The organism is Castellaniella hirudinis (assembly GCF_042651965.1).
GTDB lineage: Bacteria > Pseudomonadota > Gammaproteobacteria > Burkholderiales > Burkholderiaceae_B > Castellaniella > Castellaniella hirudinis.
In genome coordinates this window covers 318,230-343,705 of the sequence record NZ_JBHSDY010000001.1, presented here as the reverse complement: position 1 = coordinate 343,705, position 25,476 = coordinate 318,230, and the positions used below count along the sequence as shown (strand labels likewise).

25 protein-coding genes are annotated in these 25,476 nt (G+C 56.7%); 23 read left to right on the top strand and 2 right to left on the bottom strand.

Annotation, left to right across the window (positions count from 1 at the left end; genetic code table 11):
- Positions 1 to 21 precede the first annotated feature (21 nt).
- The 4 genes from pgi (at position 22) to ACFO0J_RS01725 (ending at position 4,200) form a co-directional block, all read left to right on the top strand.
- The gene (pgi, locus tag ACFO0J_RS01740; RefSeq protein ID WP_376811427.1) at positions 22 to 1,668 is read left to right on the top strand and encodes a glucose-6-phosphate isomerase; all 1,647 of its coding nucleotides are present in this window, start codon (positions 22 to 24) and stop codon (positions 1,666 to 1,668) included.
- 244 nt (positions 1,669 to 1,912) lie between these two features.
- A complete protein-coding gene (locus ACFO0J_RS01735; protein ID WP_376811336.1) occupies positions 1,913 to 3,397 on the top strand; it encodes a nucleobase:cation symporter-2 family protein in 1,485 nt (494 codons plus the stop codon).
- Between the two features lie 231 nt (positions 3,398 to 3,628).
- The gene (locus ACFO0J_RS01730; RefSeq protein WP_376811335.1) at positions 3,629 to 3,847 is read left to right on the top strand and encodes a ribbon-helix-helix domain-containing protein; all 219 of its coding nucleotides are present in this window, start codon (positions 3,629 to 3,631) and stop codon (positions 3,845 to 3,847) included.
- Positions 3,841 to 4,200 (top strand): type II toxin-antitoxin system VapC family toxin, encoded by a 360-nt coding sequence (locus tag ACFO0J_RS01725; protein WP_376811334.1) that lies wholly within the window; start codon positions 3,841 to 3,843, stop codon positions 4,198 to 4,200. Before ACFO0J_RS01730 ends, ACFO0J_RS01725 begins: the two co-directional genes overlap by 7 nt.
- Before the next feature lie 8 nt (positions 4,201 to 4,208).
- On the opposite strand, the gene ACFO0J_RS01720 is transcribed toward ACFO0J_RS01725, so the two are convergent.
- Positions 4,209 to 4,514, bottom strand: a complete 306-nt coding sequence (locus tag ACFO0J_RS01720; protein ID WP_376811429.1) for a hypothetical protein — start codon at positions 4,512 to 4,514, stop codon at positions 4,209 to 4,211.
- Between ACFO0J_RS01720 and ACFO0J_RS01715 the strand changes: the two genes are divergently transcribed.
- From ACFO0J_RS01715 to nusG, 3 genes are read left to right on the top strand one after another with little or no spacing between them, the layout of a single operon-like run.
- Positions 4,425 to 4,610 carry a hypothetical protein gene (locus ACFO0J_RS01715; RefSeq protein WP_376811426.1) on the top strand — a complete coding sequence of 62 codons (186 nt, stop codon included), beginning with the start codon at positions 4,425 to 4,427 and terminating at the stop codon, positions 4,608 to 4,610. The genes ACFO0J_RS01720 and ACFO0J_RS01715 overlap by 90 nt on opposite strands.
- Positions 4,607 to 4,942: a type II toxin-antitoxin system HicB family antitoxin gene (locus tag ACFO0J_RS01710; RefSeq protein ID WP_376811333.1), complete on the top strand. Its 336-nt coding sequence runs from the start codon at positions 4,607 to 4,609 to the stop codon at positions 4,940 to 4,942. The genes ACFO0J_RS01715 and ACFO0J_RS01710 overlap by 4 nt, the downstream gene beginning before the upstream one ends.
- A complete protein-coding gene (nusG, locus tag ACFO0J_RS01705; RefSeq protein WP_376811332.1) occupies positions 4,935 to 5,498 on the top strand; it encodes a transcription termination/antitermination protein NusG in 564 nt (187 codons plus the stop codon). The genes ACFO0J_RS01710 and nusG overlap by 8 nt, the downstream gene beginning before the upstream one ends.
- A gap of 16 nt (positions 5,499 to 5,514) precedes the next feature.
- Here nusG and ACFO0J_RS01700 read toward each other — a convergent pair whose 3' ends face one another.
- Positions 5,515 to 6,825 (bottom strand): O-antigen ligase family protein, encoded by a 1,311-nt coding sequence (locus tag ACFO0J_RS01700; RefSeq protein WP_376811331.1) that lies wholly within the window; start codon positions 6,823 to 6,825, stop codon positions 5,515 to 5,517.
- A gap of 165 nt (positions 6,826 to 6,990) precedes the next feature.
- On the opposite strand from ACFO0J_RS01700, the gene galE reads away from it, so the two are divergent.
- The 16 genes from galE (at position 6,991) to ACFO0J_RS01620 (ending at position 25,467) form a co-directional block, all read left to right on the top strand.
- Positions 6,991 to 7,989: a UDP-glucose 4-epimerase GalE gene (gene galE, locus ACFO0J_RS01695; RefSeq protein WP_376811330.1), complete on the top strand. Its 999-nt coding sequence runs from the start codon at positions 6,991 to 6,993 to the stop codon at positions 7,987 to 7,989.
- 86 nt (positions 7,990 to 8,075) lie between these two features.
- On the top strand, positions 8,076 to 9,227 hold the full coding sequence (locus ACFO0J_RS01690; protein ID WP_376811329.1) for an ATP-binding protein: 1,152 nt from the start codon (positions 8,076 to 8,078) through the stop codon (positions 9,225 to 9,227).
- Between the two features lie 148 nt (positions 9,228 to 9,375).
- Complete coding sequence (locus tag ACFO0J_RS01685) at positions 9,376 to 11,523, top strand: autotransporter outer membrane beta-barrel domain-containing protein (RefSeq protein WP_376811328.1); 2,148 nt, start codon at positions 9,376 to 9,378, stop codon at positions 11,521 to 11,523.
- A 260-nt stretch (positions 11,524 to 11,783) separates the two neighbouring features.
- Positions 11,784 to 12,131, top strand: a complete 348-nt coding sequence (locus tag ACFO0J_RS01680) for a hypothetical protein (RefSeq protein WP_376811327.1) — start codon at positions 11,784 to 11,786, stop codon at positions 12,129 to 12,131.
- A gap of 37 nt (positions 12,132 to 12,168) precedes the next feature.
- The gene (locus ACFO0J_RS01675; protein WP_376811326.1) at positions 12,169 to 12,615 is read left to right on the top strand and encodes a helix-turn-helix domain-containing protein; all 447 of its coding nucleotides are present in this window, start codon (positions 12,169 to 12,171) and stop codon (positions 12,613 to 12,615) included.
- Positions 12,612 to 13,121, top strand: coding sequence for a hypothetical protein (locus tag ACFO0J_RS01670; RefSeq protein ID WP_376811325.1), 510 nt, complete (start codon positions 12,612 to 12,614; stop codon positions 13,119 to 13,121). The genes ACFO0J_RS01675 and ACFO0J_RS01670 overlap by 4 nt, the downstream gene beginning before the upstream one ends.
- A gap of 460 nt (positions 13,122 to 13,581) precedes the next feature.
- Positions 13,582 to 13,917: a MarR family EPS-associated transcriptional regulator gene (locus tag ACFO0J_RS01665; RefSeq protein ID WP_376811324.1), complete on the top strand. Its 336-nt coding sequence runs from the start codon at positions 13,582 to 13,584 to the stop codon at positions 13,915 to 13,917.
- Positions 13,918 to 13,965: 48 nt separating this feature from the next.
- Positions 13,966 to 15,357 carry a glycosyltransferase gene (locus ACFO0J_RS01660; RefSeq protein WP_376811323.1) on the top strand — a complete coding sequence of 464 codons (1,392 nt, stop codon included), beginning with the start codon at positions 13,966 to 13,968 and terminating at the stop codon, positions 15,355 to 15,357.
- A gap of 120 nt (positions 15,358 to 15,477) precedes the next feature.
- Entirely contained in the window at positions 15,478 to 16,848 is a 1,371-nt protein-coding gene (locus ACFO0J_RS01655; RefSeq protein ID WP_376811322.1) for an MATE family efflux transporter, read from the top strand.
- 74 nt (positions 16,849 to 16,922) lie between these two features.
- Positions 16,923 to 18,230, top strand: a complete 1,308-nt coding sequence (locus ACFO0J_RS01650; protein ID WP_376811321.1) for a hypothetical protein — start codon at positions 16,923 to 16,925, stop codon at positions 18,228 to 18,230.
- A gap of 218 nt (positions 18,231 to 18,448) precedes the next feature.
- Positions 18,449 to 19,486, top strand: coding sequence for a polysaccharide biosynthesis protein (locus ACFO0J_RS01645; protein WP_376811320.1), 1,038 nt, complete (start codon positions 18,449 to 18,451; stop codon positions 19,484 to 19,486).
- Between the two features lies 1 nt (position 19,487).
- On the top strand, positions 19,488 to 20,600 hold the full coding sequence (gene wbjC, locus ACFO0J_RS01640; RefSeq protein WP_376811319.1) for a UDP-2-acetamido-2,6-beta-L-arabino-hexul-4-ose reductase: 1,113 nt from the start codon (positions 19,488 to 19,490) through the stop codon (positions 20,598 to 20,600).
- 14 nt (positions 20,601 to 20,614) lie between these two features.
- Positions 20,615 to 21,745 (top strand): non-hydrolyzing UDP-N-acetylglucosamine 2-epimerase, encoded by a 1,131-nt coding sequence (gene wecB, locus ACFO0J_RS01635; RefSeq protein WP_376811318.1) that lies wholly within the window; start codon positions 20,615 to 20,617, stop codon positions 21,743 to 21,745.
- Between the two features lie 3 nt (positions 21,746 to 21,748).
- A complete protein-coding gene (locus ACFO0J_RS01630) occupies positions 21,749 to 22,981 on the top strand; it encodes a glycosyltransferase family 4 protein (protein ID WP_376811317.1) in 1,233 nt (410 codons plus the stop codon).
- Complete coding sequence (locus tag ACFO0J_RS01625) at positions 22,968 to 24,647, top strand: hypothetical protein (protein WP_376811316.1); 1,680 nt, start codon at positions 22,968 to 22,970, stop codon at positions 24,645 to 24,647. Before ACFO0J_RS01630 ends, ACFO0J_RS01625 begins: the two co-directional genes overlap by 14 nt.
- Before the next feature lie 127 nt (positions 24,648 to 24,774).
- Positions 24,775 to 25,467 (top strand): WbqC family protein, encoded by a 693-nt coding sequence (locus ACFO0J_RS01620; RefSeq protein WP_376811315.1) that lies wholly within the window; start codon positions 24,775 to 24,777, stop codon positions 25,465 to 25,467.
- Positions 25,468 to 25,476 lie beyond the last annotated feature (9 nt).

Here is a 25,476-nt window from a genome sequence, read left to right as displayed (position 1 = left end):
GTCGATCCAGATCCCGTCGCCATGTCCGATCGTCTCAAGCACACCGACACGCCCGCTCTCCTCACTGAGCTTCCGGAATGGAAGCGCTTTGCGCTGACGGCGCAGACCTGCGCGCCGCGTCCTGATGCGCTGGACCTGATCGAGGCGCCCGGCCTGGCGCTGGATTCCAGCGGCCAGCGCCATTCACCCGAGCTCATGGCGGCGGGCGAGGCCTTGCTGAGGGCACGGGACTTCGAGGCGCAGCGTGCGCGCCTGCTGGCGGGCGAGGTCGTCAACCTCACCGAGGATCGTGCAGCCTGGCACACGCTGTTGCGCGCACCGGAGTCCACGCCCGAAGTGCAGGCCGAACGCGAACGCATGGACGCCTGGGTGCGGCGCGCGGACGCCGGGCGGCGCTGGCGCCACGTCGTGCACATCGGCATCGGGGGATCCGACTGGGGTGTGCGCCTGGCGGTGACGGCCTTTGGCTACGCCGGCACGTGGCGCGATGTGCGCTTCGTCGCCAACATCGACGGCCATGCCATCGAGGGCGGGCTGGCGGGGCTGGACCCGCGCGAAACCCTGGTCGTGCTGGTCTCCAAGTCCTTCACCACCGCCGAAACCCTGGAAAACGGCGCCCGCGCCCGCGAATGGCTGGCCGGCGCCGGTCTTGATCCGGCGAACCACCTGGTCGCGGTCACCGCCCGGCCGGACCGCGCGCGCGCCTGGGGCGTGCCGGAAAATCAGATCTTCCAGTTGTGGGACTGGGTCGGGGGGCGGTTCTCTCTGTGGTCGGCGGTCAGCCTGAGCACCGCGCTGGCCGTGGGCGTCGACGTGCTGGAGGGCCTGCGCGCGGGCGCCGCCGCCATGGACGCGCATTTCGTCCAGGCGCCCCTGGCGGAAAACGCCCCCGTGCGCATGGCGTTGGCGGGCGTTGCCAACCGCAGCGTGCTGGGTCACGGTTCACTGAACATCGCGCCCTACGATTCGCGTCTGGCGAATCTGGTGCCCTACATCCAGCAACTGGACATGGAATCCCTGGGCAAGTCGGTGGACGTCGCCGGCCGTCCCGTGGGCGTGCCCACCGGTCCCGCCGTCTGGGGCATGCCGGGCACCGACGCGCAACACACCTTTTTCCAATGGATGCATCAGGGCAGCGACGGCGCCCCGGTGGACTTCATCCTGTGCCGCGAGGCCGACCACCACTGGCCGGCGCACCACCGCCAGTTGCTGGCCAACTGCCTGGCCCAGCGCGAGGCCCTGATGCGCGGCAAGACCCTGGCCCAGGCGCGCGCCGAATGCCTGGCCGAAGGCCTGGACGCGGCCCGCGCCGACTGGCTGGCTCCGCACCGCGTGCATCCGGGCGGGCGCCCCAACCACCTGATCGCCCTGCCGCGCCTGTCGCCGTATTCCCTGGGCGCGCTGCTGGCCCTGTATGAACACCGCGTCTTCACCCAGGGCGTGATCTGGGGCATCGACCCCTTCGATCAGTGGGGCGTCGAATACGGCAAGGTCCTGGCGCGCGGCATCATCGCCGAGCTGGGGCCGGACGCATCGGCCGCCGAGGGTTCACCCGCCGCCGGGGCCGACAGCCGGGACCGCTCAGGCCCGGACGGCCATGCCCCCGCCGTCCGCCACGACGCCTCCACCCGCCACTGGATCGAACGCCTGCGATCCTCCACTCCCTAGGTACTTTCCCTGCCGTCCTGTCCGATTCATGACAATTTCCTGAAAACTCCCAGGGTTTACCCGGGATTATGCGTCGGGTCGAAAAGTCCTTATCGTGCTTCGAGCATGGTTGCCCGGAAGCGTCTCCGGTAGAGTGGCCGAAAAACGCCGGAAAGGCGCTTTCAAACTTTGGCTTTCAACCTTTCAGACTTCATACATGAGGGCGCTCCGGACACGGACGCGCCTCGATTCTTGGAGACAAGACATGAGCAAAACCGTCGCCCCGGTGGACGAGATCCTGCCGATGGGCCAGTTGACGGCCCTCGGGCTGCAGCACGTGCTGGTGATGTATGCCGGCGCCGTGGCCGTCCCCCTGATCATCGGCCGGGTCCTGGGCCTGGATTCGCACGAAGTGTCCCTGCTGATCGCCGCCGACTTGTTCGCCTGCGGCATCGCCACCATCATCCAGTCCCTGGGTGCAACCCCGTGGTTCGGGATCAAGCTGCCCGTCATCATGGGCGTCAGCTTCGCCCCCGTCGGCCCCATGATCCACATCGCCCAGTCCACACCCGGGCACGAGGGGGCGCAACTGCTGTTCGGCACCATCATCGCGGCGGGGATCGTCACCATGATCATCGCGCCCTGGATCAGCCGGCTGCTGCGCTTCTTCCCGCCCGTGGTGACCGGTACCATCATCGCCATCATCGGCATCACCCTGATGCGCGTGGGCATCAACTGGATCTTCGGCAATCCCGTCGGCCCCACCGCGCCGTCCCTGGTCGACCCCAACTACGTCAACTGGCTCCGGGACATCCGGGCCGCCTCGGGCGCGCCGGGTTCGCCCCTGCCTGAAATCCCGCAGGGCCTGGCCATCATGCCCACGGTGCCCAATCCCAAGTACGCCGACCTGACCGGCGTGGGCATCGCCGGCATCGTGCTGCTGTCGATCCTGGTGATCGCCAAGTTCTGCAAGGGCTTCCTGGCCAACATCGCGGTGCTGCTGGGCATCGTGGTCGGTGCCGTGATCACGTCCGCCATGGGCATCATGACCTTTGAAAAAGTCGGCAAGGCCGACTGGGTCGACGTCGTCCTGCCCTTCCATTTCGGCATGCCCAAGTTCGACCTCTGGATGATTCTGACCATGGTGCTGGTCATGATCGTGATCCTGATCGAATCCACCGGCATGTTCCTGGCCCTGGGCGACATGACCGGCAAGAAGATCGGCCAGAAGGACCTGGCGCGCGGCCTGCGCACCGACGGTCTGGGCACCTTGATCGGCGGCATCTTCAATACCTTCCCGTATTCCAGCTTTTCCCAGAACGTCGGCCTGGTCGCCGTCACCGGGGTGCGCAGCCGCTTCGTCTGCGTGGCCAGCGGCGTGATCCTGCTGGTCCTGGGCTTGCTGCCGAAGCTGGCGGCGCTGGTCGAGTCCCTGCCCACCGTCGTGCTGGGCGGCGCCGGGATCGTGATGTTCGGCATGGTCACCGCCACCGGCATCCGCATCCTGGGCGGCGTGGACTTCGCCAAGAACCGCAACAACGCCATGATCGTCGCCATCTCCATCGGCATGGGCATGATTCCCGTGGTCGCGCCCAACTTCCGCCAGTGGATGCCGCACGCCATCCACCCGCTGATCGAATCGGGCATCTTGCTGACCTCCCTGTCGGCCGTGCTGCTGAACCTGTTCTTCAACGGCGCGCCGCATGACACCGACGCCGCCGTCGAGGCCGCCAAGCACGCGGAGGCCTGATCTTCAGGCCGGCTGGATGGCGACAGCCATCCGGCGCCGTGTCACGCATCGGGCGCCTTCCTTGAAAGGGGAAGGCGCCCGAGTTTTTGCTGTGATGTGATCCGGGTAGGAGACAGGCTTACGTAGAAGTCGCAAGCTGACAGTGCGTGGTCCAGGCGGATATGCTGGATTTTCTTTGATCATGGTTCTGGGTGATATATGATAATGATATCTAGTGAAGCCTCAAAAGCCATGGCCAGAATCCTCATCGACCTCTCGGAAACGCAATTGCAGGCCCTTGCCGCAAAAGTGCACACTGAGGGGCGGTCCCGCGCCGCCATCATCCGGGATGCCATCGATGCGTATCTCGCGCGTCATGCGCCGGGTGATGCATCGGCGGTGTTTGGTCTCTGGCGGGATCGCTCGATCGACGGGCTCGAATACCAGGAGGCGCAAAGAGCGGAATGGTAAGAGCGCTGATCGATACCAACGTGCTCATCGATTTCCTGAGCGGGCATGAAAAAGCGCGCCTGGAAATCGGACGCCATGCGCGGCCAGCTATCAGCATCATCACCTGGATGGAGGTGCTGGTGGGGGCTGCGCCGCACGAAGAATCTACGATCCGGCGCTGGCTGGATTCATTCGAACGCATCGGGGTGGATGACCGGGTGGCGGGCCGCGCCGTCGTCATCCGCAAGGACCGCCGCATCCGGCTCCCGGACGCCATCATCTGGGCTTCCGCCCAGATTCACGGGATGCTGCTGGTGTCGCGCAATCACCGGGATTTCCCCGCAGATGCCCCGGATGTGCGGGTGCCGTATTGATCCTGCGGCTATGACGAAATCAGCCGTGAGGATTTGACCGACTGGCTGTCTGCCAGGAAGCCAGACAAAGTGCTGCTTGGATCATTGATGCAACAGCAACTAATAAATAGTTGCTGTTGCGGAAACTTCGAGGCATCATCATGTCCAGGCATCAGAAATTGGTGGATCGGTTCTGTTCGGTCCCAACGCCGCATGACTTCCGCTTCACAGAGCTTGTCACATTGCTGGGCAGTTTCGGATTTGCGCTGCGCGAGCATGGCGGCGGATCGGCGCATAAATCGTTTATCTACCAGCGCGAGCAGGGAGGCGAGCATAGAATCGTCTGCTCGCGACCGCATCCGGGCGGTGTGCTGAAGGTCTATCAAGTTCGCGAGATATGTGCCAAGTTGCGCCAATGGGGTTTTCTATGAACAACGTGCTGGAATACAAGGGCTATCTGGGTTCGGTGGAGTTCAGCGCCGAAGATCAATGCCTGTGCGGCAAGGTCGAGTTCATCAACGATCTGATCTTGTTCGATGGGGCCAGCGTGGAAGCGGTTCAGCAGTCCTTCCGTGATGCAGTTGACCGGTATCTGGAGTCCTGCGCGGAACGTGATGTTCAGCCGGACCAGCCATTCAAGGGGAGCTTCAATGTGAGGGTCGGGGGCGCACTGCATCGGCAGGCCGCTCAAGAGGCGCGCCGTCGCGGCGTTGCGCTGAACGAACTGGTGATCCAGGCGCTTAGAAAAGAGCTGCATGCCTGAGGATCTCCCCACCGCCTGGTACGTCGCCCACACCAAGCCTCGCCAGGAACGGACGGCCGCCGAACAGCTGCGGCGCCAGGACTTCGAGGTCTACCTGCCGCTGTTCAAGGTCTTCCGGGAACCGGGGCGGCGGCGTGTGTCCGCCACCCCGCAGTCCGGGCCGTTCGCTCCTGCGTCCGATCCCGCCCTGACCGCCCACGAACCCATGTTCCCCCGCTATCTGTTCCTGCGGCCGACCCGGGCGACGCAGTCCCTGTCCGTGGTGCGTTCCACCGTGGGCGTCAGCAAGCTCGTCATGTTCGGCCACCAGCCCGCGACCCTGGCCGATGCCGCCGTCCAGGCCATCCGCCAGGCGGAAGACCTGCGCGAAACCACCGATCTGGTCGACATCAGCCCCTACCAGCCCGGCATGGCCGTGCGCCTGCGGGATCCCGCCCTGGCGGGCGTCCAGGCCCTGGTCCAGGCCGTCTCGGCCGATCGCGTCACCTTGCTGCTGACCATCCTGGGCCGCTCGCAGACCGTGCAGGTCGAGTTTGGGCGGATCGCGCCGCTGTAGCTGGACAGGGCAGGGATCAGGCGCTCCCGGTCTCCGCATCCCGTTCCGCCTGCCGCATTGCGGCCCACAGCACGGCCAGGGACACCAGAAAGAACATCACCCCGTTGTTGCGGCCCAGGATCACCTGGGTCAGGCCGAAGGCGGCAAAGGCGGACGGCAGCGCCGCGCCGCAACAAGCCAGCACCCGCACCGTCGGGTCGGGGGCGCGCAGGCGGCGGCAAAAATACCAGAAGCCGGCGATCAGCAGCGACAGGAATGCGATCAGTCCCAGGGAACCCTGATGCAGCCAGATCTCGATGAACTGGTTGTGCGTATTGGACAGTGTCCCGACGAAGGGGGCGATGCGTCCGGTTTCGATGAGTTCCCGCAGATGATCCTGGTATTGCGTATGGCCCCAGCCCAGCAGGGGGCGTTCCGGGATGCTGATCAGTGCGGCCTTCCAGGCCTCCAGGCGGGAACCGACATTGTTCGTCGCGTCGCCCTGCTGACTGTAGGCGTGCCACTCGTCCAGGGCGGCGGCGTAGCGGCTTTCGGCGATATGGCTGCCGGGCAGCGCCGCCAGCAGGATGGCGGCCGCCGTTGTCAGGATGGCGACGCCGGCCAACAGGGGGCGCAGATGGGCGCGGCGCAATAACGCGATCGCCGCTAGGATCGCCAGGATCGGCAAGGCCACCAGACTGCCGCGCGAGGCGGAGGCGATCATGGCGTAGGTGCCGGCCAGCGACCCGGCCAGCAGCAGCGCGGCCCAGGCCCGGCGCCGCTGGATCGCCGCCAGGGCGGCGCCCATCAGACACCAGAACGCCATGGTCAGCGCCATGTCGCCGAACGGGATGGCGCTGGTGACGAAGCCCTCGGCACGGACAAGCCCCACCCAGCGTGTCTGCCATGCGGCGATGCCCGCCGTGGCGAATAGCCCCAGCGCCAGTCCCGCCGCCAGCCAGTCCAGGCGCAGCCGGACGCGCCGCAGTCCCGCCAGAATCGGCAGTGCCAACAGGTAGCGGACGCCCTGGTCCAGATACTTGCCCGAATCCCCGTGCCACAGCACGGCCAGCGTGTTGATCGCGAACACCGCCAGCAGCAGCGCGCACAGCGTGCGGTCCTCGACCGTCCAGGGGGCGATTTCCCCGAAGTGCCGGGTGCCGGCGGTTCCGGGTGCGGACGCGGCGCGCCGGCCCGTCCACCAGATCGCCAGGCCGCCCAGCAGCAGCACGCCGCCGCCCACGGAATAGCCCGACGGCACCGACAGCATCAGCAGGAAGGACAGCGCGGCGCCGGCCGACATCCAGGTCGACAGCCAGGCGGGGGAAGCAGCCGGGTGGGTGGGCATGGAGGTGTTGATGACAAAATGTGATGGTGAATTGTAGCGGGTGGGCCGTGACGGCGGCCCGCAGGATGGCTGGGTGAATGTTCGGCCTTGTGATGAATCGTACGGCTGAAACACCGCGCAGGCTGTACCATTCAACGATCTTACCTACATGGAGCCGCAATCCGCATGAACATCCTGCTCACCGGCGGCACGGGCTACATCGGCAGCCATACCGCCACCGTCCTGGCGCAACAGGGCCATCACGTCGTCCTGCTCGACAACCTGAGCAACAGCAGTGACGCCGTCATCGGCCGGCTGGCGCGCATTCTGGGCACATCGCCGGCCTTTGTCCGGGGCGACGTGCGCGATGGCGCGCTGCTGGAGCGCGTCCTGGGCGACCATGCCATCGACGCCGTGGTTCATTTCGCGGGGTTGAAGGCCGTGGGCGAATCGGTCGCAAAGCCGCTGGACTACTTTGCCAATAATGTCCAGGGCACGCTGTCCCTGCTGCAAGCCATGCGCGCCGTCGAGGTGCGCACGCTGGTTTTCAGCAGCAGCGCCACCGTCTATGGCGAGCCCGGCTATCTGCCTCTGGATGAACATCACCCGACAGGCGCCACCAACCCCTACGGCCGCAGCAAGCTGCACATCGAGGAAATCCTGGGGGACCTGGCCGCCTCCGATCCGTCCTGGCGCATCGCCTGCCTGCGTTACTTCAACCCGGTCGGCGCGCATGACAGCGGCCTGATCGGTGAAAGCCCCCGGGGCGTGCCGAACAACCTGATGCCCTACGTCGCCCAGGTCGCCGCGGGCCTGCGGACCGAGTTAAATGTCTTCGGCGACGACTATCCCACGCCCGACGGCACCGGCGTCCGCGACTACATCCACGTCATGGACCTGGCCGAAGGCCACGCCGCCGCCTTGGGTTTCCTGGCGGGTCATCCCGGCTGGCATGCCATCAACCTGGGCACCGGGCGCGGCCAGAGCGTGCTGGAGGTCGTGCGCGCTTTCGAGCAGGCATCCGGGCGGGATGTGCCCTACCGCATCCAGCCGCGCCGCCCCGGCGATGTTGCCGCTTGCTACGCCGACCCCGCCAAGGCCCGCCGCGACCTGGGCTGGACGGCGACCCGCACGCTGGAAGAGATGTGCGCCAGCACGTGGAAGTATCAGCGGGAGATCACCTGAACGGCTGGTGGATCGATAGGGTCGTGGCGGAAACACAAAATACTAGGACTTGCTGTTATATTTAATAGATTGACCTATTATTAAGAATGATGACCTACCAACGCCCCTTCGTCTCCCAGCTTGCCCGGCGCCTACAAGATCCGCCGCACTTCATTCAGGTGGTGGTAGGGCCGCGTCAGGTGGGCAAGACGACGGGGGTGCGTCAGTTGTTGGCGTCGGGTGGTTGGTCAGCGCATTATGCCAATGCCGATGACGTGCTGGTGAGTGACCGCAGTTGGTTGCTGCAGCAGTGGCAGCAGGCACTGTTGCTGGGCGATGAGGCATTGTTGGTGGTGGATGAAATCCAGAAAGTCCCCAATTGGCCCGAAACGGTGAAGGCGCTGTGGGATGCGCAGCCTGGTCGCCTGCGCGTGCTGCTGCTGGGTTCCAGCGCCTTGCAATTGCAAAGTGGCGTCACTGAGAGCCTGGCCGGACGTTTCGAACTGCTGCGCGTACACCATTGGCGTTTTGCCGAACTGCAGGCGGCGTTTGACTACGATCTGGATCGGTATCTGGCTTACGGCGGCTACCCCGGCGCGGTGGTGCTGGAACATGATCCCGATCGCTGGTATGCCTATATGAAGGACGCGATTGTCGAGGCGGTGATCGGCAAGGACATCTTGCAAAGCCGGCGGGTGACCAACCCGGCGCTGTTTCGGCAGGCGTTCGAGATCTTGTGCGCCTACCCAGCGCAGGAAATCAGCTACACCAAGCTGTTGGGGCAACTGCAGGACAAGGGCAATACCGATCTGGTCAAACACTATATCGCGTTGTATGGCGGTGCCTTTTTGTTGCATGCGCTGCAGAAATACTCGCCCAAAGCGCATTTGTCGCGTAGTTCCAGCCCAAAGATGCTGCCGGCTTGCCCGGCGCTCTACAGCATGGCGGCGGGTGTGGCGGTGGACAGCAATGCCGAGCAGCGTGGCCGCGCGTTTGAACTGGCGGTGGGCTGTGAACTGGCGCAGCAGCCTGGTCAGGTGTATTACTGGCGCGAGCGCAATGACGAGGTGGATTTTGTGTATCAATACCGCGATCGGCTGTACGCCATCGAGGTGAAGTCGGGGCGTAAAAAATCCGCCAAGGGCCTGGAGGCGTTCAGTGCCCAGGTATCGAGGGCGCTGCCGATCGTCATCACACCGGAAAATTTTGCGCAGTTCTCGCAAGACCCCGGAATATTTCTGGAAAGGGTGGCAGGATAGGCTTGCGATCAATCGGTTCATCGGGCGGATCAATGCCGCACTTTGACCCATCCTTATTCCACAGCATTCCAAACCACGCTCCCACCGTGTCTTCTGTAAAACCAGAGCTGTCACATTGTGTGACTGTTAACTCTGACAGGAGACATTCATGTCCATCTTCAAACTCCATCACATCCGCGCCATCCTGGCGCTGTGCTGCCTGGGCCTGCCGCCGCCGGGCCTGACGCAGGCATCGACCGAGGCGCCGTGGGACGATTCCCCGGCGCCTTTTGTTTTGCGTGACCAATGGATCGCGGTTGCCGACGACCGGCGCGTCCAGCGCAGCCTGCAGTTGGAAGGCGCGGGCGGGTTCCGGGTCGCGCCGGGGCGGACGCTATGGCTGCAGGGCCCCACACTGGGCCATCCCGTCGATCCCCTGAGCCCCGTTTCGCTCTGGAAACTGGGCGGCGGACATCTGGAGCTGGCGGGGGCCGGCGCCCCGGTCGGTCAGGTCGTCCTGGCCGAAGGCAGCCTGGGTCTGGCGCACGACAATGCCCTGGGCGGGCCGGGCAACGGTTTGGACATGGCGGCCGGCACCCGGCTGGAGTTGCGCCCCGGTGTGCGCATCGGGCAGATCCTGCAGGTCCGCTCCGCCGCCACGGCCCAGACGCCGCCGGCCTACTGGGGGCTGCCGCCCGTCGCCGGTCTGGCCGAGGCCGCAGTCTGGCGCGTGGCGTCCGGCGAGGCGACCCTTGCGGGCCATATCCAGGCCGACGCCCCCATCGTCAAGGACGGCGCCGGCACCCTGAGACTGACGGGCACCGGCTTCAGCCTGGGCCGTGATCCGCTGATCCTGGCGCAGGGCGGGCTGCGGATCGATCGCTTGTGGTGGGGACCGGTGCTGACCCGGCCCGGCACCGTGCTGTCCGGTGTCGGCCAGGTGGACGAGGCTCGCGTCGCCGGGCGATTGCAACCCGGCGCACCGGATCGGACCGGCGCCCTGCTGATCGGTCAGCGGCTGGCGCTGCTGCCCGTCGCGCAGACCCGCATTCGCATCGACGCCGACGGTCAGGCCGACCGGATCTGGTCCTTCGGCACCGCGCGCCTGGGCGGCGAGTTGTGGATCGATCCGTCGCCCGGTGTATGGACACCCGATCGCCGCTGGGTCATCGTCCAGGCGGATGGCGGTCTGGAATACGGGGCCGATGGCGGCGGTGATCCCGTGCCCGGCGACGGCCGCTATGTCCGGGCCGTCAGCACCTTGCGCTATCTGGATCCCGTACTGGACTACGGCCCCAACGCCGTCACCTTGGGCCTGCGATTCAACGACCAGGGCCTGAACACGGCCGACGCCGCCTGGCGCGGCGCCTTGCTGGACGACAGCCGCTTCCTGCGGGAATCCGCCCTGGCGCACACCGCCGGCGGCCGGGTCTGGGCGCAAAGCTGGGCCGCCAATACCGAACGGTCCGGCGCCCACGGCCTGCCGGGCGACGACCGGGATACCGCCGGTCTGCAGATCGGCATCAGCCGCCTGATGGGCGCGAACAGCGCGCTGGCGGTCTATGCCGGCGTGCAGGAAACCCGCCTGACGACCGGGGCGTGGTCCTCAGATGGGTCAGCCGGTTCGTCCGGCACCGGCCCGGGCCTTGAGCGCACGGCAACAGGCGGCGCCTATCGCCTGCGGGACCGGTCCGCCCACCTGGGCCTGGGGGTCAGCCTGGCCCGGCACGGCGGGCGCCTGGCCCTGGGAGCCGCGCAGTCCTGGCATCGGGCCGATCTCGACCGCCAGGCCGATCCGGCCGAATCTCCGCTGCGCAGCCGTCCCGCCGCACGGCTGTCCCAGGCCTGGCTGCACGTCCAGCCGGAGACACCGATTCCCCTGGGGTCGTGGCAACTGACGCCCTATGCCCGGATGGTCTGGCTGCGGCTGCATCGCCCCGCCGTGGATGAACACGGCGGACTGGCCGCCGTTTCGCTGGACGCGCAGACTGATCAGCGCTGGATCGGGCAACTGGGCATTCATCTCCAGCGCCCCTGGGCCACCCCGCATGGCGATGCCTTGATGCGTCTGGATCTGGGTGTGCGCCGTCTGTGGGGCGGATCGACCCTGAGCAGCCCCCAGGCGTATCGGGCTGATCCAGCCCGACGCTTCGAGGCGGAAGGCCTGCCCCTGCCACGTCATGCCCTGCGTTTGGACCTGGGCGTGCAGGCGCCTGTTGCACGACGTATCCACGTCACCTTGGCCTACACCGGCCAGCACGGGGCAGGGCAGATGCAGCATGGGGTGTGGCTGGGGGTGAGGGGGGATTTCAGATAGCCTGCGAACATAGGCTTGAAATCACGCGAGGCGGCTGGTACGGCGCCCCGCGTGAGTAGTGGACAGATTCGGCATAGCGAGGATCGGCGCAGCCTGGAACGCTGTTAATCTCTGACAAGCATTCATACTGGTATATCATGACAAAAAATTTACCTATGAGTTAACATTCTGTGTATCTGCTGAGCCTTGATGATCTATGCGGTGATCAGCCTCCCTGTTGGAAGGCGTTCACCCCATGCTCGGCGGATGGGCGATCCAGCTTGCATGACGATATCCGGCGGATCATGGATGACCCCAATCTTTCAGGCGCTATGGCCGACTTGCTGGCTATGCTCGGTGTCGTCCTGACACGGCCCAAGGGACCTCAGATGTACCTGGGGGTCCCAAAACGTTGCCATGAGGCTGTGGCGGGGGCGCAGATCTATGAGTTCATCAAGGGGCCGTTGCGGCTGTACTGGTTCTATGGGGAGGATCGGCAAGTGATCATTGTCCCCGCGGTTCATCACAAGAAGCAGCAGACAACGCCCAAGCAAATCGAACGGATGCTCAGGCGTGAACAAAAGGCGTATCGGGATGGGCATCGCAATGGAGGCCTCAGATACCTATGATTTTTATTGATGATGCATTGATTGCGCGGAGAACATCATGAGCATGTTTTCAGAATTGCTGGCTGCCGCCAGGGAAAAAGACTCTTACTGGGAGGCCCGGCTACGGCATCAGTTCGCGTCCAGTGTGCTCGAGGCACTGGCGGAGCACGGAATGAGCCAGAAAGAATATGCCGAGAAGGCTGATGTGTCTGCGGGGTATGTCTCACGCGTGCTGGCAGGCAATGAAAATCTGTCACTGCGCACCCTCGTGAAGCTGGCCCGTGTGCTTGACTTGGACCTGGACCTTCGTGTTTATGCCAAGACCCCCACCTTTCATCAGATCGATCAGGATGAGCATGACTGGTCCATGCTCGAAGGCGCTATGCAGCGCCAGCATGGTGTGCCACGCTTTCGTCTCATCAAGTCTGCAGCGGCGGCTGTCAATGAACAAACCTATGGCACTTGGGCGGTCGGCCCGGATGAGGGCCTAATGAAGGTTGCATGAAGATGAAGCCAAGCAGCGTTCAGACTAAAGCGACCGTATTTGCCGGCATTGATATCAAGCCGGCATCTGAGGATCTTGCCGACGCCGCGGGGTTCGAGTGGGCTGGCGTCAACATTGGCGTTCAGACGCGACATGAGCGTCATAAAGACACATCTCATTTCCTGTCCTTGAGATTCATTGTTGACAATGAAAAGGGGAAACCGGCACCCTACACCATAGATATCCAGGTCATGGGGTTTTTCGAGTATCGCGGATCCGACACGGAGGATCAGGCTGATGATCTGGTCGTGGTGAATGGGTTGTCGATTCTGTACGGGGCGATCCGAGAGCTGTGCATGACACTTACCTCGCGGATGCCCCATGGGGCCATTTGTCTGCCAGGCGCCAATTTCCTGGATCATAAGCCTTCTCTCAAGAAGAAGGCCGCCAAGGTTGCCGACCCGATCGATGAAAGCAAGGCTGTTCCCAAAAAACCGTCGCGACGCAAGATCTTGAAGCCTTCTTGATCCTCGGTGTCGCTGGGTGCCGTGTCAGCAAGAGCGTCGAGTCCTATACCCTGATGATAGGCGCGCCTGAGCGTCAGTCGCGAAAGACGTCGTCCAGAGTGGCGGCGCCCAGAATGTTCAGCGACCAGGTTTCCAGGTCTGCCCGGTAACCTCTGGATCGTAACCATTTCGACCGTTGCGGCGTCGATACGATCTGCGCGTGGCAATGTTCGCATAGATGAATGATGGTCAAAAAATGGGACTTCAGCAATGGGTGAGAGACTTCCACTCTACCGTCCCGTTCCGCGTTGACCAGACTGGAATCCCCGAACGGATCAAAACATCGCAGCCATTTCAGATAACTCCCATAGGAAATTCCGGGTTTCAGTGCTTGTCCAGGTGATGTATCATCCCGTTCACCCAATGAACATTACCCTGGCGCTTGCTGACCGTGTCACAGCACGGCGGTAGCGTGCCTGAAATGCCTGACATCACCTACGAAGAAAGCCACCTGAAGGTTCTACGCCTACTGGAATCCGACCCTGGCCTGAGCCAGCGCGACTTGTCACGGGCTCTGGGCATCAGCCTGGGCAAGACAAATTACTGCATGCGTGCTTTGCTGGATAAGGGGCTGATCAAGATGCAGAACTTCCGGAATAGTGAGAACAAGCTGGGGTATGCGTATTTGTTGACCCCGGCGGGGATTGCGGCAAAAACAGATTTAACTCGAAACTTCCTGAAGATCAAGATGCGGGAATATGAAACTCTGAAACAAGAAATCGAGCAGTTGCGGCGGGAATCACAGTCCATTTATTGATCTAATTATTTCTCATTCAATGAAGACTGTGATGTGTGCCTCATTATCATGAAATTTGATTTTCTTACAGAATGGGAAAATTCAGCTTCTAAGGGGGCAGTACTGCTGCCTTGGTTGAGAGGAATCCTGCATTTGCGTGCAATCCCTCGCTCTCCGTGTGATAGTGGGAAAATAGTGTTTGAAAAAAAAAGGTTACTGCACTTGGGGTTTTTCTGTCCTCAAGCGTATTTTGAATTTCATGATAAGGCGGAAAAAAATCATCAATATGCTGCTCGAAAATTGGAGTCTAGAATTGTGGAGGGGCTGCGGAAGAATGATGTCGAGGTCGAGACAATTGGTTTGTATCCTGCGCGGATCTTTCCACGCAATCGTACGATTCTTTTGAGGGCTTTTAAGGGGGTTGATGCTCAAGGGCAACAAGCCCAAGCGGTTGGTTACATTAATGTGCCTCTTCTTAGTCATCTGTCACGCACCTTCTCCATCCTGAAGGCTGGGTGGTATGCTCTGCGCAGAGGCTCTCAGCGGCCCTCGGCAATCCTGGTGTATTCACTGCATACACCATTAGTGCTATCCGCGACGGTTCTCTCCAAATGGTTTCATATTCCATTTTATATTTATATTCCTGATCTGCCGCAGTACATGAATATTGGCAGTAAACGTAGTTGGTTGTTCAGGTTTCTAAAAAAAATCGACACCTTACTTGTGCTAAGTCTCAGTGATCAGGCCATGGGAATTATTGGTATTACTTCCGGCCTAGTGCAGTCGCGCCCCTCCTGGAATAGCAAATGCATGGCTGTTCTGGAGGGAGTGGCAGAGCTCAGCGAAGAGTCTGCAGAGGTATTGAAACAACATGATGCGGAAGTGCTTCATAAATATGGTTTGGAGAAAGGTTTTCTTTTCTACGCTGGAGGGCTGGCTGAGCCCTATGGTGTTGGTATTCTGCTTGAGGCTGCTAAACGGTTGGCGGGTCAGGTCTGCTTAGTGTTGTGCGGAGCAGGTGCTATGGAAGGGGACGTCCGCCGAGCGGCTAGCGAACATGTGTATATCCGATACCTAGGCAGCATCCCTCCTGAGGATGTCAAAGCGCTTTCACGTAAAGCGAGCTTCCTTGTCAATGCACGCATACCTGGCGACACCTATTTACGATATTCATTCCCTTCTAAACTGTTGGAATATATGAATACTGGTGTGCCAGTGATTTCTTCTCGTTTGCCAGGTATCCCTCAGGAGTACTATGAGCACCTGCTCGTTTTGGATGATGTGACAGTGCAGGGGCTAATTGAATGTCTGCAGCGCAATATGGGCGCTAACTACGCTTCGTCTCGTTTAGTTGCGAAAGGTGCATTTGCTTTCTGTCAACAGAGGAAACTACCTCAGCAGCAAGGGAGGATTCTGGTTGAGATGATTTTTCCAGACCTATTGCGAGGTTCGTTTCAGTGAAATATACCTGTCCTGCGCATAATTGATCCAACTATTGGTCTAAGTAATATTGGCATGATACGGAGTCTATTTCTCTATTTGATAGTAAAGGTTTTCCCAGCTCTATCGATGATTGTGTATATGGTTTCCATGTACATGAGCTTTCCGTCTGAGGGCTATGTGGCCTACTCCGCTGCAATTGCCGCTGGGGTAATTGGTTCGCAGATTGCTTCGGGTTGGATTGCCAGCTCAGTAATCTTTTATTTTCCGTTACGTAAAGGGAAGGCGGACTTTATTATTCAAGTAATGAAGATAGCTGTTGCTTCTGTGGTGCTATCCTCTGTTATCACTGCCAGCATATTTTTTTTGTTTTTCAGAAATCTAACGCTTAGCATCAGTGTTTTGTTTTTGATTATTGTGCAGGGACTGTTTTATGTCGCTGTTTCCTTATTTCAACCAGAACGGCGGATGCGCGGCCAGGTCGTCAGTGCTTTCGTGCTCTGCATGGCCCAACTGCTGTTTGCTGGCTATGTGATTCTCGTTAATAATCACTCGCTCCCGTTGTCCGTCGCAGGCTATGGCGCAGGTTTTTTAGCAGGTCTTGTTACTCTCTTCCTATATATTCGTTGGACATGGTTCACCAGCGTATTTCTTAAGCGTCAGCGTCGCCTTGCCGCCACTGAGTCTCCTTTCGAAAATTCTAGGTTTTTAGCTTATGGCGGACCTATGTTTCTATGGTTTGCCTTGATGCTTGTGAGCAGTTATACGGATCGCTTCTTCCTGGGGCAGGTAGGAGGGCCTGGTGTGGCTGGCTATGCTTTTACGAAGGATATTCTGATCGGTGTTTCTGGGTTCATCTCGATGCCTATCATGCTGATCGCTCATTCCATGATTTTTCGCCTCTTTCGTGAGAAAAAAAAGCAGGAACTATCTCAGCTAATTGAATTTTCGACCACGCTTCTCGCGGTTTTATTTCTAGCTGCGATATTTTTCTATGTGTCGTTTGTAAAAGTGCAGTTAACGTATTTTTCACCAGATCTTCAGCATGTCTCTTTTTTTCGAGCGTTTCTGATTGGGGTCGGAATTATGATAAGTACGCTAGCACTTTATTCCCAGAAAAAATTTGAAGTGCTCGGGCATCTCAAGCAGCTTGTTGTGCTGGCTGCTATCAGTAACGCTGTTGCCCTGCTTGCTTATATGTACTCATCCTACAGTCAATCGTTAGATTATTTTGCGATTTCTTATGTTGCGTGCGCGCTTTTATATTTCTGTTTGACTCTCTGGGTCGGGGAAAGGGAAATACGATTCACGCTAAATTATAGAATGGTTGCTTTTGTCTTAGCGGCATTTGTGATGATGCATTTTCTAGCTCCTTCGGCCATTTATAATGGCAGCGTCAACTGGAAGGCGGTGATTTGGGCAGTAGCATGGATTTTGTTGCTGGTTGCCGTGCTATTGACTTGCTTGTTCCGGCTATTTCGATCGCTGAGTGTTGGCTTGATTCGAGATTAATGTAATATATTTATTCTTGCCGGCCTTTTCCGTCAGTATGTTCTACGTAAAAACTGTACCTTCACTTAACAAAAATGTCTCAAACCGTCCTGCATAATTTTCCATCAACTTCTCGGCTCTGGCGGGAGGTTCTGCGACAATGGATTGTTAAAAATCTGGCGCCGTTTGTTTTTCTGTCGGCGTTTTTTTTGACTGTTGTTATAGGGAATTTCTTATTCACGACGGATTATGGTCGTAGGCGATTGATGGAGGTTCCGCGTTATGCAGTGATTTATGATTTTCCAACTATTTTTACTCCTCTCTATTGGTTGCTGCTTTTTTTGCCATTTTTATTAGTTCCCCCGATTGTCGTGTTGGTGCGACGTATGCTGGGATCTTCAATTTATCGTTGGTGTTCGAAAATACCAGAGATTCGTATCCTTGATTATGTTGTGATCACCTGTCTTGCGCTTGGCTTTGTGGGGTATAGCCTGTGGCAGGCGCAAGCGTTTGCGTTATATGGAGCAGGCTCGGATGCTGTTTCGTCAGTTGAGATTCGTTTTCAGATCCTGGCGGGGCTTAGTTTTTGGGCGATGGCGGTGCTGATGTCTATCTTGCCGTACCTGGCTGTTTACGCGTTGATTCGTTGTTTCCGACGATCAGGGCTATTCTGGATTGTGGCTGCGGCTGTGGTCATTATTATTGAATCAATTTACATGATCCTGCTAAATATGAAGTGGCCATTTCTCCTGTTTGAGGCGACGCTGGTGCTAACTATTTTTTCACATAGTAAAACGTACCCTTATGTCAAGACATCCATTGGAGCTGTCGCTTTGTTTGCCGCCTATTTGATTATTTCTGTGCATGTATTCCGTCTGGATCAACCGGTTCGAGATCAGCCAGTGTCTGTGGCGAAGACGGCTTGGCAGCGTGCGCCGGAAATGGTTTTTGCAGGCTTGACTCGGATGGCAACCCTTTATCCATTCTATTATCAGATATTTACGGAGGAGGGAAGCGTATGTGGAGGTATTCGTGAACAAGCCAGGGTTGGACCAAGTTGTCGACCTAGTACCTATGTATACACTCGTATATTCGGTCATGATGGCTTCGAAGGCAGGGGGACTGCGCCTGCTGCGGTGCATATTTCAGGTTATGCTCTTGGAGGATGGCCGATAGCGATTTTTGCGCTAGTATGTGCTTCAATCATTCTTGGTTTGCTTGCCTGCCTGCCTCAGGGAGCCAGTGCATTAATCGGTGCGTTTGGCATCATGGGCGCAGTTGCAGGGTATCACTTCTCCCAGCTTCCTGGTGAGGGGCCATTGTTCTATGATCATGGTCTCGTGTGGACATTGATCCCAATGATAATTTACGTTGCTTGGCGGAAATTTTTTACCCCCTCTTAGAGCTTTTGATTTTTTTGCTCTGGTCGTTAGGTCGAGTTTCAAGGTCGATTGCTTGAGATAGTTAGTAGTGATCGTTCTTTCTTGATTTAAATGTTATGTAAAGAGCCATTGTTCGTCAGTTTATATGGGATAGAAGTAAGTCATGAAATACTACGTCGTATGTCAGATGCCTCTATGTCATAATTCATTTTATTAAAACCAATCTATTGTTCTATATAATGCTCAAATCCAACGCAAAGCTCATGGTTACTGGGGGGACGGGTTCGTTTGGTAATGCCGTGCTCAAGCGATTCCTGGATAGTGATCTCGCTGAAATTCGTATTTTCAGTCGAGATGAAAAAAAACAGGATGATATGCGTAGATCCTACGCTGACTCCAGGCTCAAGTTTTATATTGGCGATGTGCGTGATTATCAAAGTGTACTTAACGCGACTCGGGGGGTGGATTATATTTTTCACGCGGCAGCGCTCAAGCAAGTGCCTTCCTGCGAATTTCACCCGATGGAGGCCGTCAAAACCAACGTATTGGGCACGGAAAATGTGCTGGAAGCTGCAGTGCAGAATGATGTCAGCCGGGTGGTGTGCCTAAGTACTGATAAGGCGGTTTATCCCATTAATGCCATGGGTATTTCAAAAGCCATGATGGAAAAGGTCATGGTGGCTAAGTCGCGTAACGTGGACACGGGGAAAACTGTGATTTGCGGCACGCGCTATGGCAATGTCATGGCTTCTCGTGGCTCTGTGATTCCGCTCTTTATTGAGCAAATTAGAGCGGGACGCCCACTGACGATTACGGATCCTAATATGACGCGCTTCATGATGACGCTGGCGGATGCTGTGGATCTGGTGCTGTATGCCTTTTCACATGGTCGTAACGGAGATTTGTTCGTGCAGAAGGCGCCTGCTGCCACAGTGCATACCCTCGCAAAAGCCGTGACACAGCTCGCAGGCGTGCCTGATCATCCTATTAATGTCATTGGGACACGTCACGGCGAAAAACTGTATGAGGCTTTGCTAAGTCGCGAAGAAATGGCGTGTGCAGAAGACATGGGAAATTATTATCGTGTGCCGCCAGATCTACGCGATCTGAATTATGCTAAGTATGTTGAGCAAGGTCAGGAGAAAATCTCACGTGCTGAGGACTACAATTCGCATAATACTGAGCGGCTGGATGTTGAGGGCATGAAAAAACTATTGCTGAAGCTGAGCTTCATGCAAGCCATCCAGCGTGGCGAAAACGCTCAGCCGGAGGAATGACATGAAGGTACTGATCACCGGTGCACAAGGCTTCATTGGCAAGAACTTACTGCAACATCTCGTTGAGCGTAAGGATATTGAGGTCGTTGAGTTCACTCGAGAGCATTCTCCAGGGCAATTGCCCGCTATGCTCCAAGGTGTAAGTTGTGTTTTTCATCTGGCTGGTATTAATCGGCCCCAAGAGACCGCCGAGTTCCAAACCGTGAACGCTGGCTTGACTCAGGTGTTGGCCGATGCCATCAAGCAGACTGGTCAGCGTATGTCGGTGCTGTACTCCTCATCCACGCAAGCGCTGTTGGATAATCCTTATGGAGTCAGTAAAAATACGGCCGAAAAAGTGCTGTTGGACCTGGCGGGCGGTACGCAAGTGACTGTGCATTTGTTCCGTTTACCCAACGTATTCGGCAAGTGGGCACGCCCCAACTACAATTCCGCTGTCGCGACATTCTGTCATAACATTGCGGCGGGTTTGCCCATCAACGTACATGATCGTGCAGCGCCTGTGACATTGGTGTATATAGATGATGTAGTTACGCATTTCATCCGGGTCATGGATGGCGAGCTTGCTGGCTCTCCTTATGTGGACGTGAACCCTCAGTATGCTACGACAGTGGGTGAGTTGTCAGATTTAATTCACGCATTTCGAGGCGGGCGCGATACCCTGATTACAGAAAATGTAGGGGCTGGTTTGGTGAGAGCGTTATACGCCACCTATGTCAGTTACCTGAAACCAGAGCAATTTACTTATCAAGTGCCCAAATATGAAGATCCCAGGGGCTGTTTTGTAGAAATGCTGAAGACGCCGGAAGCAGGGCAGTTTTCTTACTTTACCGCACATCCAGGTGTGACCCGTGGTGGACACTACCATCACACAAAAACGGAGAAATTTTTGGTTATTAAAGGCCAGGCGAATTTCCGTTTCCGTCATATTCAAACGGGCGAGTTTTATGAAAAGAAAACCAATGGGGAACAGCCGGAAATCGTGGAGACTGTGCCGGGTTGGACGCATGATATTACTAATATCGGAACAGACGAAATGCTAGTCATGCTATGGGCTAATGAAATTTTTGATCGTGAGCATCCTGATACGTATGCCATGCCGTTGACGAATTGAATTGCAGGATTATCGTGAAAAGATTAAAAATAGTCACTGTTGTAGGAACCCGTCCCGAAATTATTCGCTTGTCCCGAGTTATGGGTCGTTTGGACGAATACTGTGATCATGTATTGGTTCACACGGGTCAGAATTACGATTATGAATTAAATGAAATTTTCTTTCAGGACCTTGGTATACGTAAACCTGATTATTTTCTGGAAGCCGCTGGAGCTACAGGCGCCGAAACCATAGGCAAAGTTATTATTTCGGTAGATCGTGTGCTAGCCGAGGTGAGGCCTGATGCTTTGTTGGTGCTGGGCGATACTAATAGCTGCATGGCAGTCATCCCAGCTAAGCGACGAAAGATTCCCACTTTTCATATGGAAGCTGGGAATCGTTGTTTCGATCAGCGTGTGCCTGAGGAAATTAATCGCCGCATCGTTGACCATACTGCTGATATAAACCTGACTTACAGTAGTATTGCGCGTGAATATCTGCTACGTGAAGGGTTGCCTCCGGATCAGGTGATCAAGACTGGAAGCCCCATGTTTGAGGTATTGACACATTACCGTGCGCGGATAGACTCATCAGATGTGCTGAGGCGATTGGGGTTGCAGCCAGAGAGTTTTTTCGTGGTCAGTGCACACCGCGAGGAAAATATCGAATCCAAGCAGAATTTTAATAAGCTAGTACAGGTCCTCAATCAGGTGGCCGAAGCCTATGGTTTGCCGGTGATCGTCTCCACTCATCCGCGTACGCAGAAGCGGGTGGATGCCATGGGCTCGCAATTTCACCCCTTGGTCCAGTTGCTCAAACCGCTGGGGTTTACTGACTACAACAAGCTGCAGATGTCTGCGCGGGCTGTGCTGTCGGATAGTGGCACTATTAACGAGGAATCCTCCATTCTGAACTTTCCGGCCTTGAACCTGCGTGAGGCTCATGAGCGACCTGAGGGTATGGAGGAAGCGGCTGTGATGATGGTGGGCCTAGAATATCTACGTGTGCTACAAGGGCTGGCTGTTTTGGGGAACCAGCCGCGTGGTGCTGAGCGGTTGCTGCGCCAGGTAGCTGACTACAGCATGCCTAATGTCTCGGACAAGGTGCTGCGTATCATCCACAGCTACACTGATTACGTGAATCGAGTGGTGTGGAAAAAATATTAATACATGGTCACTCGAGTTTTACTACTAACCCAATGGTTTGAGCCTGAGCCAGTTCTAAAGGGCCTCGCGTTCGCACGTGAGCTGGTGCGCCAGGGTTTTGAGGTGGAAGTGCTTACGGGCTTTCCTAATTACCCGAGCGGCAAGCTTTATCCAGGCTACCGTATTCGTCTTCTGCAGCGTGAAGTCATTGATGGTGTGCGGGTTACCCGTGTCCCACTGTTTCCTGATCATGGCCGGTCTGCGATCAAGCGAGTGCTGAATTATGTAAGCTTCGCTGCTTCATCCCTGGTGTATGGTTTGTTCATAGCGAGACGCGCAGATGTGATCTATGCCTATCACCCACCACTGACGGTAGGGGTGACGGCCAGTCTGCTGCGGTTGCTGCGTCGCATTCCTGTGGTGTATGACATCCAGGATATGTGGCCCGACACCTTGCGGGCTACAGGGATGATCAGTAATGCCAGAGCTTTGGGAGTGGTGGGGGCCGTATGCCGCTGGGTGTATCGGCGAGTAGATCAGATCGTCGTGCTCTCACCGGGTTTCAAGCGTCTGTTGTTAGAGCGTAGGGTGCCTGAATCCAAGCTGGATGTGATATATAACTGGGCTGATGAGAGGGCGTTGTTTGCAACGCAAGGAGGGTTGCCGAGAGTTTTCCCGAGTTCCGAGCAGTTTCGGATTTTGTTTGCTGGAAATATGGGTAAGGCCCAAGCGTTGGATACTGTCCTGGATGCTGCACAGTTATTGCAGCGGCGTGGTTCACGCGTGTGCTGGGTGATGCTGGGTAGCGGCATAGAGAGTGATGGGCTCAAGCAACGGGCTGCAGATATGCAACTACGCAATCTTGTTTTTCTTCCGCGAGTGCCTATGTCGGAAGTGGGGGATTATCTGAGTGCGGCTGATGTATTGCTCGTGCATTTGCGCAAGGACCCTTTGTTTGAAATCACTATTCCCTCCAAAACACAGGCTTATATGGCCTCTGGGAAACCCATCCTCATGGCGGTGGATGGTGATGCTGCTGATCTGATTAGAGAGTCTGGCGGCGGTCTGGTTGCGCAGTCAGAGAACGCGGAAGCATTGGCTGATGCAGCCGAACATATGGCTGGCATGAGCATTAGTGAATTGGCCGAGATGGGATTTAAGGCGAAATCCTATTATCAACAGCATATGGCTCTGTCTGTGGGTACTCGTCGATTTGTGGAAGTTTTTCAGCGATTCACCAAAGATGGAAACCGATAAAAATACGGAGCATCGGCCTGCTGGCTATCAGATCCAAGCGGGGGATCTGCTTTCTGCCCTAGTTCTTGGCGTTTTTGTTGCGCTCTTGATTGCTGGCTCTCGCTTGCCACTGTACTCCGATGAGGTTGTCACTAAGTGGATACATGCTAGATTTTTCGAGTTGGGCGGCATATCTAGTTCGCTTTTACCTCAATGTCAGACTGCATTCAGCTCACCGTTGCCTTGGGCGTACTATCCAGGCGCTACATTTTTCTCCGTCTTGTATGGCAGTCTCTCTCCTCTCGGGCTGCGGCTGACGGGAGTTGCTCTGGCGTTGGTGATAGTAGCCGGTTTTAGTTTTTGGGTATGGAGTAGCACTCGCAATGTACGTGGTGCACTGCGCCTGCTGTCTCCGTTGGTTGTTCTGCTTACCTTGGGCGTGCTCCCCTTCATTTGGGTCATGGCGCGGCCTGAACAATGGCTGACCTTGGGTTTGATGTTTTTTTGTATGACGGCCATCGCAAGTCAGAAAAGCAATGGAAAGGGTCAATGGATATGGATCGTATTTTACCTTCCTGTGGCTTCAGCGTTCTTTTTCGTTCACCCGAAAAGTATTTTTTTTACACCTGTGGTATTGCTGGCGGCCTGGTTCGTAGCCCGTCGCCCCATTACTCGTCTGTTGCTTATTACAGCAGTATCGTTGCTGGCCTACGTTACATACCGCTGGGGTGTGGCGGTGTCTGCTTGCTCAGAGGCTCCAGAGGCTCAAGCAGCATTGTCCAGCAATTTTTTAAATCCCGTGCTACTGCTTAGCTCTCCAGTGTCTTTTTTGCTTGGGGGGGGCAGTAATTTTTTAAGAGCGCCGGGTCAGATTGCCGAACATGCAGTATTTGCCGCGACCTTTCAATCCGGCTGGTTGCCTCCTATGGCTGTTTCGGGTGTTACGGTATGGATGGCTGCAATCAGTCGCTTCCTTATTACGGTTGTCATTTTTGGTGCGTTAGCTTCTAGCTTGCTCCGATTGCCGATGATCTGGCTGCGCCGTAGGTCTGTAAGCTTGCAGGTGATGCTCGGTGCTGCACTTGCCCTGGGACTGTGTGCCAACTTCTTTTTCTATCAGCTTTGGCCTTTCTATGGAGCGGCCCAGGTTTTGCCCCTTGTTCTGATGCTGTTATTGCTCATGCTGCCAGAGCATGCTCCCTCATGGCTATGGCGGCCGAGTGTGCAGATAATAAGAAATGCCTATTTGTTGTTTGCGCTAACTAGCATGGCTATCTTCGCAGCATATGTTGTGCCCGAGGTGTGGAAACGTTCGAATCTACCCGAGGTATCGGTGCCTGGTCAATGGCTGTCAGTTCCAGTGCTGGATTTTGGTAGACAGCGTGAAACCATTCGAACATTAGCACATCAGTGTGGTATCCAAGGAGATGATGCTGAGCATTTGGTTGTGGATCACCTGACCTATTATGCCTTTAACAAGCTGCGCCAGCCAATTCACGCCTTGTATATTTCAGAGAAAACATATGGCGGTGATCTGCTTGGAGAAAAGCTTGTTCCTTTTCTGGAGAGTATTAAATCTCCAGGAGTGATTGCTAAGTGCGATTACATCCCTGTGGCGCTTTTTGATCTTCCGAGGTTTCGCGAGGGAGGATACTGTTGTGTGCCAATTCCGCCGAAAAAGAAATAAAAGTTGACTTTCTTTCTTGATGTCTAGTGTGGTGGGAGATGGTTGTATATTGATTTTCAAGTGATTTAAAAGGTGTTGCGCACAATAGATTGATCAATTTATAAAAGCAACTCAAAGAGAAAGAAGAATGAAAAAAATCGCCATCCTGCAATCCAACTATATTCCATGGAAAGGTTACTTCGACATGATCGCTGCCGTGGATGAGTTTATTCTCTACGACGATATGCAGTACACGCGCCGTGACTGGCGTAATAGGAACCAGATCAAAACCCCTCAGGGAACTCAGTGGCTCACAGTGCCAGTGCTGGTAAAGGGAAAATACCATCAGAAAATCCGCGAGACCGAAGTCGACGGTACGGACTGGGCGGTTGCGCATTGGAAAGCATTGATGCAGAACTATAGTCGTGCACCACACTTTACCGAAATTGCTTCATGGCTGGAGCCTCTCTATCTAGAGAAGACTTATTCCCATCTGTCATGTTTAAACCGATGCTTCATCGAAGCTATCTGTGCTTATCTGGACATCAAAACAAGCATAACCAATTCATGGGACTACACTTTGTTGGATGGTAAGACGGAGCGTCTTGCAGATCTTTGTATGCAGGCTGGTGGCACTGAATACATCTCTGGGCCAGCAGCTAAGGATTACGTGGATGAGAAAGTGTTTGCCGACTTGGGGCTTAAGCTTACTTGGTTCGACTACGCAGGGTACCCGGAGTATCCTCAGCTATGGGGTGAATTTATGCATGGTGTCACCATCCTTGATCTGTTGTTTAACTGCGGCAAGAGTGCTCCGCGTTACATGAGGTATATCGCATGAGGCTCTCGA

Bases quoted from the DNA above. Each gene is read 5' to 3' on its own strand.
- ACFO0J_RS01630 (WP_376811317.1), top strand. From the start codon at position 21,749: ATGGTCACTCGAGTTTTACTACTAACCCAATGGTTTGAGCCTGAGCCA.
- wbjC (WP_376811319.1), top strand. From the start codon at position 19,488: ATGAAGGTACTGATCACCGGTGCACAAGGCTTCATTGGCAAGAACTTA.
- galE (WP_376811330.1), top strand. From the start codon at position 6,991: ATGAACATCCTGCTCACCGGCGGCACGGGCTACATCGGCAGCCATACC.
- ACFO0J_RS01735 (WP_376811336.1), top strand. From the start codon at position 1,913: ATGAGCAAAACCGTCGCCCCGGTGGACGAGATCCTGCCGATGGGCCAG.
- ACFO0J_RS01650 (WP_376811321.1), top strand. From the start codon at position 16,923: ATGTCTCAAACCGTCCTGCATAATTTTCCATCAACTTCTCGGCTCTGG.
- ACFO0J_RS01685 (WP_376811328.1), top strand. From the start codon at position 9,376: ATGTCCATCTTCAAACTCCATCACATCCGCGCCATCCTGGCGCTGTGC.
- ACFO0J_RS01655 (WP_376811322.1), top strand. From the start codon at position 15,478: ATGGTTTCCATGTACATGAGCTTTCCGTCTGAGGGCTATGTGGCCTAC.
- ACFO0J_RS01670 (WP_376811325.1), top strand. From the start codon at position 12,612: ATGAAGATGAAGCCAAGCAGCGTTCAGACTAAAGCGACCGTATTTGCC.
- ACFO0J_RS01700 (WP_376811331.1), bottom strand. From the start codon at position 6,825: ATGCCCACCCACCCGGCTGCTTCCCCCGCCTGGCTGTCGACCTGGATG.
- ACFO0J_RS01645 (WP_376811320.1), top strand. From the start codon at position 18,449: ATGCTCAAATCCAACGCAAAGCTCATGGTTACTGGGGGGACGGGTTCG.
- ACFO0J_RS01720 (WP_376811429.1), bottom strand. From the start codon at position 4,514: ATGCTCGCCTCCCTGCTCGCGCTGGTAGATAAACGATTTATGCGCCGA.
- ACFO0J_RS01675 (WP_376811326.1), top strand. From the start codon at position 12,169: ATGAGCATGTTTTCAGAATTGCTGGCTGCCGCCAGGGAAAAAGACTCT.
- ACFO0J_RS01730 (WP_376811335.1), top strand. From the start codon at position 3,629: ATGGCCAGAATCCTCATCGACCTCTCGGAAACGCAATTGCAGGCCCTT.
- ACFO0J_RS01620 (WP_376811315.1), top strand. From the start codon at position 24,775: ATGAAAAAAATCGCCATCCTGCAATCCAACTATATTCCATGGAAAGGT.
- ACFO0J_RS01660 (WP_376811323.1), top strand. From the start codon at position 13,966: ATGAAATTTGATTTTCTTACAGAATGGGAAAATTCAGCTTCTAAGGGG.
- ACFO0J_RS01725 (WP_376811334.1), top strand. From the start codon at position 3,841: ATGGTAAGAGCGCTGATCGATACCAACGTGCTCATCGATTTCCTGAGC.
- pgi (WP_376811427.1), top strand. From the start codon at position 22: ATGTCCGATCGTCTCAAGCACACCGACACGCCCGCTCTCCTCACTGAG.
- ACFO0J_RS01665 (WP_376811324.1), top strand. From the start codon at position 13,582: ATGCCTGACATCACCTACGAAGAAAGCCACCTGAAGGTTCTACGCCTA.
- ACFO0J_RS01625 (WP_376811316.1), top strand. From the start codon at position 22,968: ATGGAAACCGATAAAAATACGGAGCATCGGCCTGCTGGCTATCAGATC.
- ACFO0J_RS01690 (WP_376811329.1), top strand. From the start codon at position 8,076: ATGATGACCTACCAACGCCCCTTCGTCTCCCAGCTTGCCCGGCGCCTA.
- ACFO0J_RS01710 (WP_376811333.1), top strand. From the start codon at position 4,607: ATGAACAACGTGCTGGAATACAAGGGCTATCTGGGTTCGGTGGAGTTC.
- nusG (WP_376811332.1), top strand. From the start codon at position 4,935: ATGCCTGAGGATCTCCCCACCGCCTGGTACGTCGCCCACACCAAGCCT.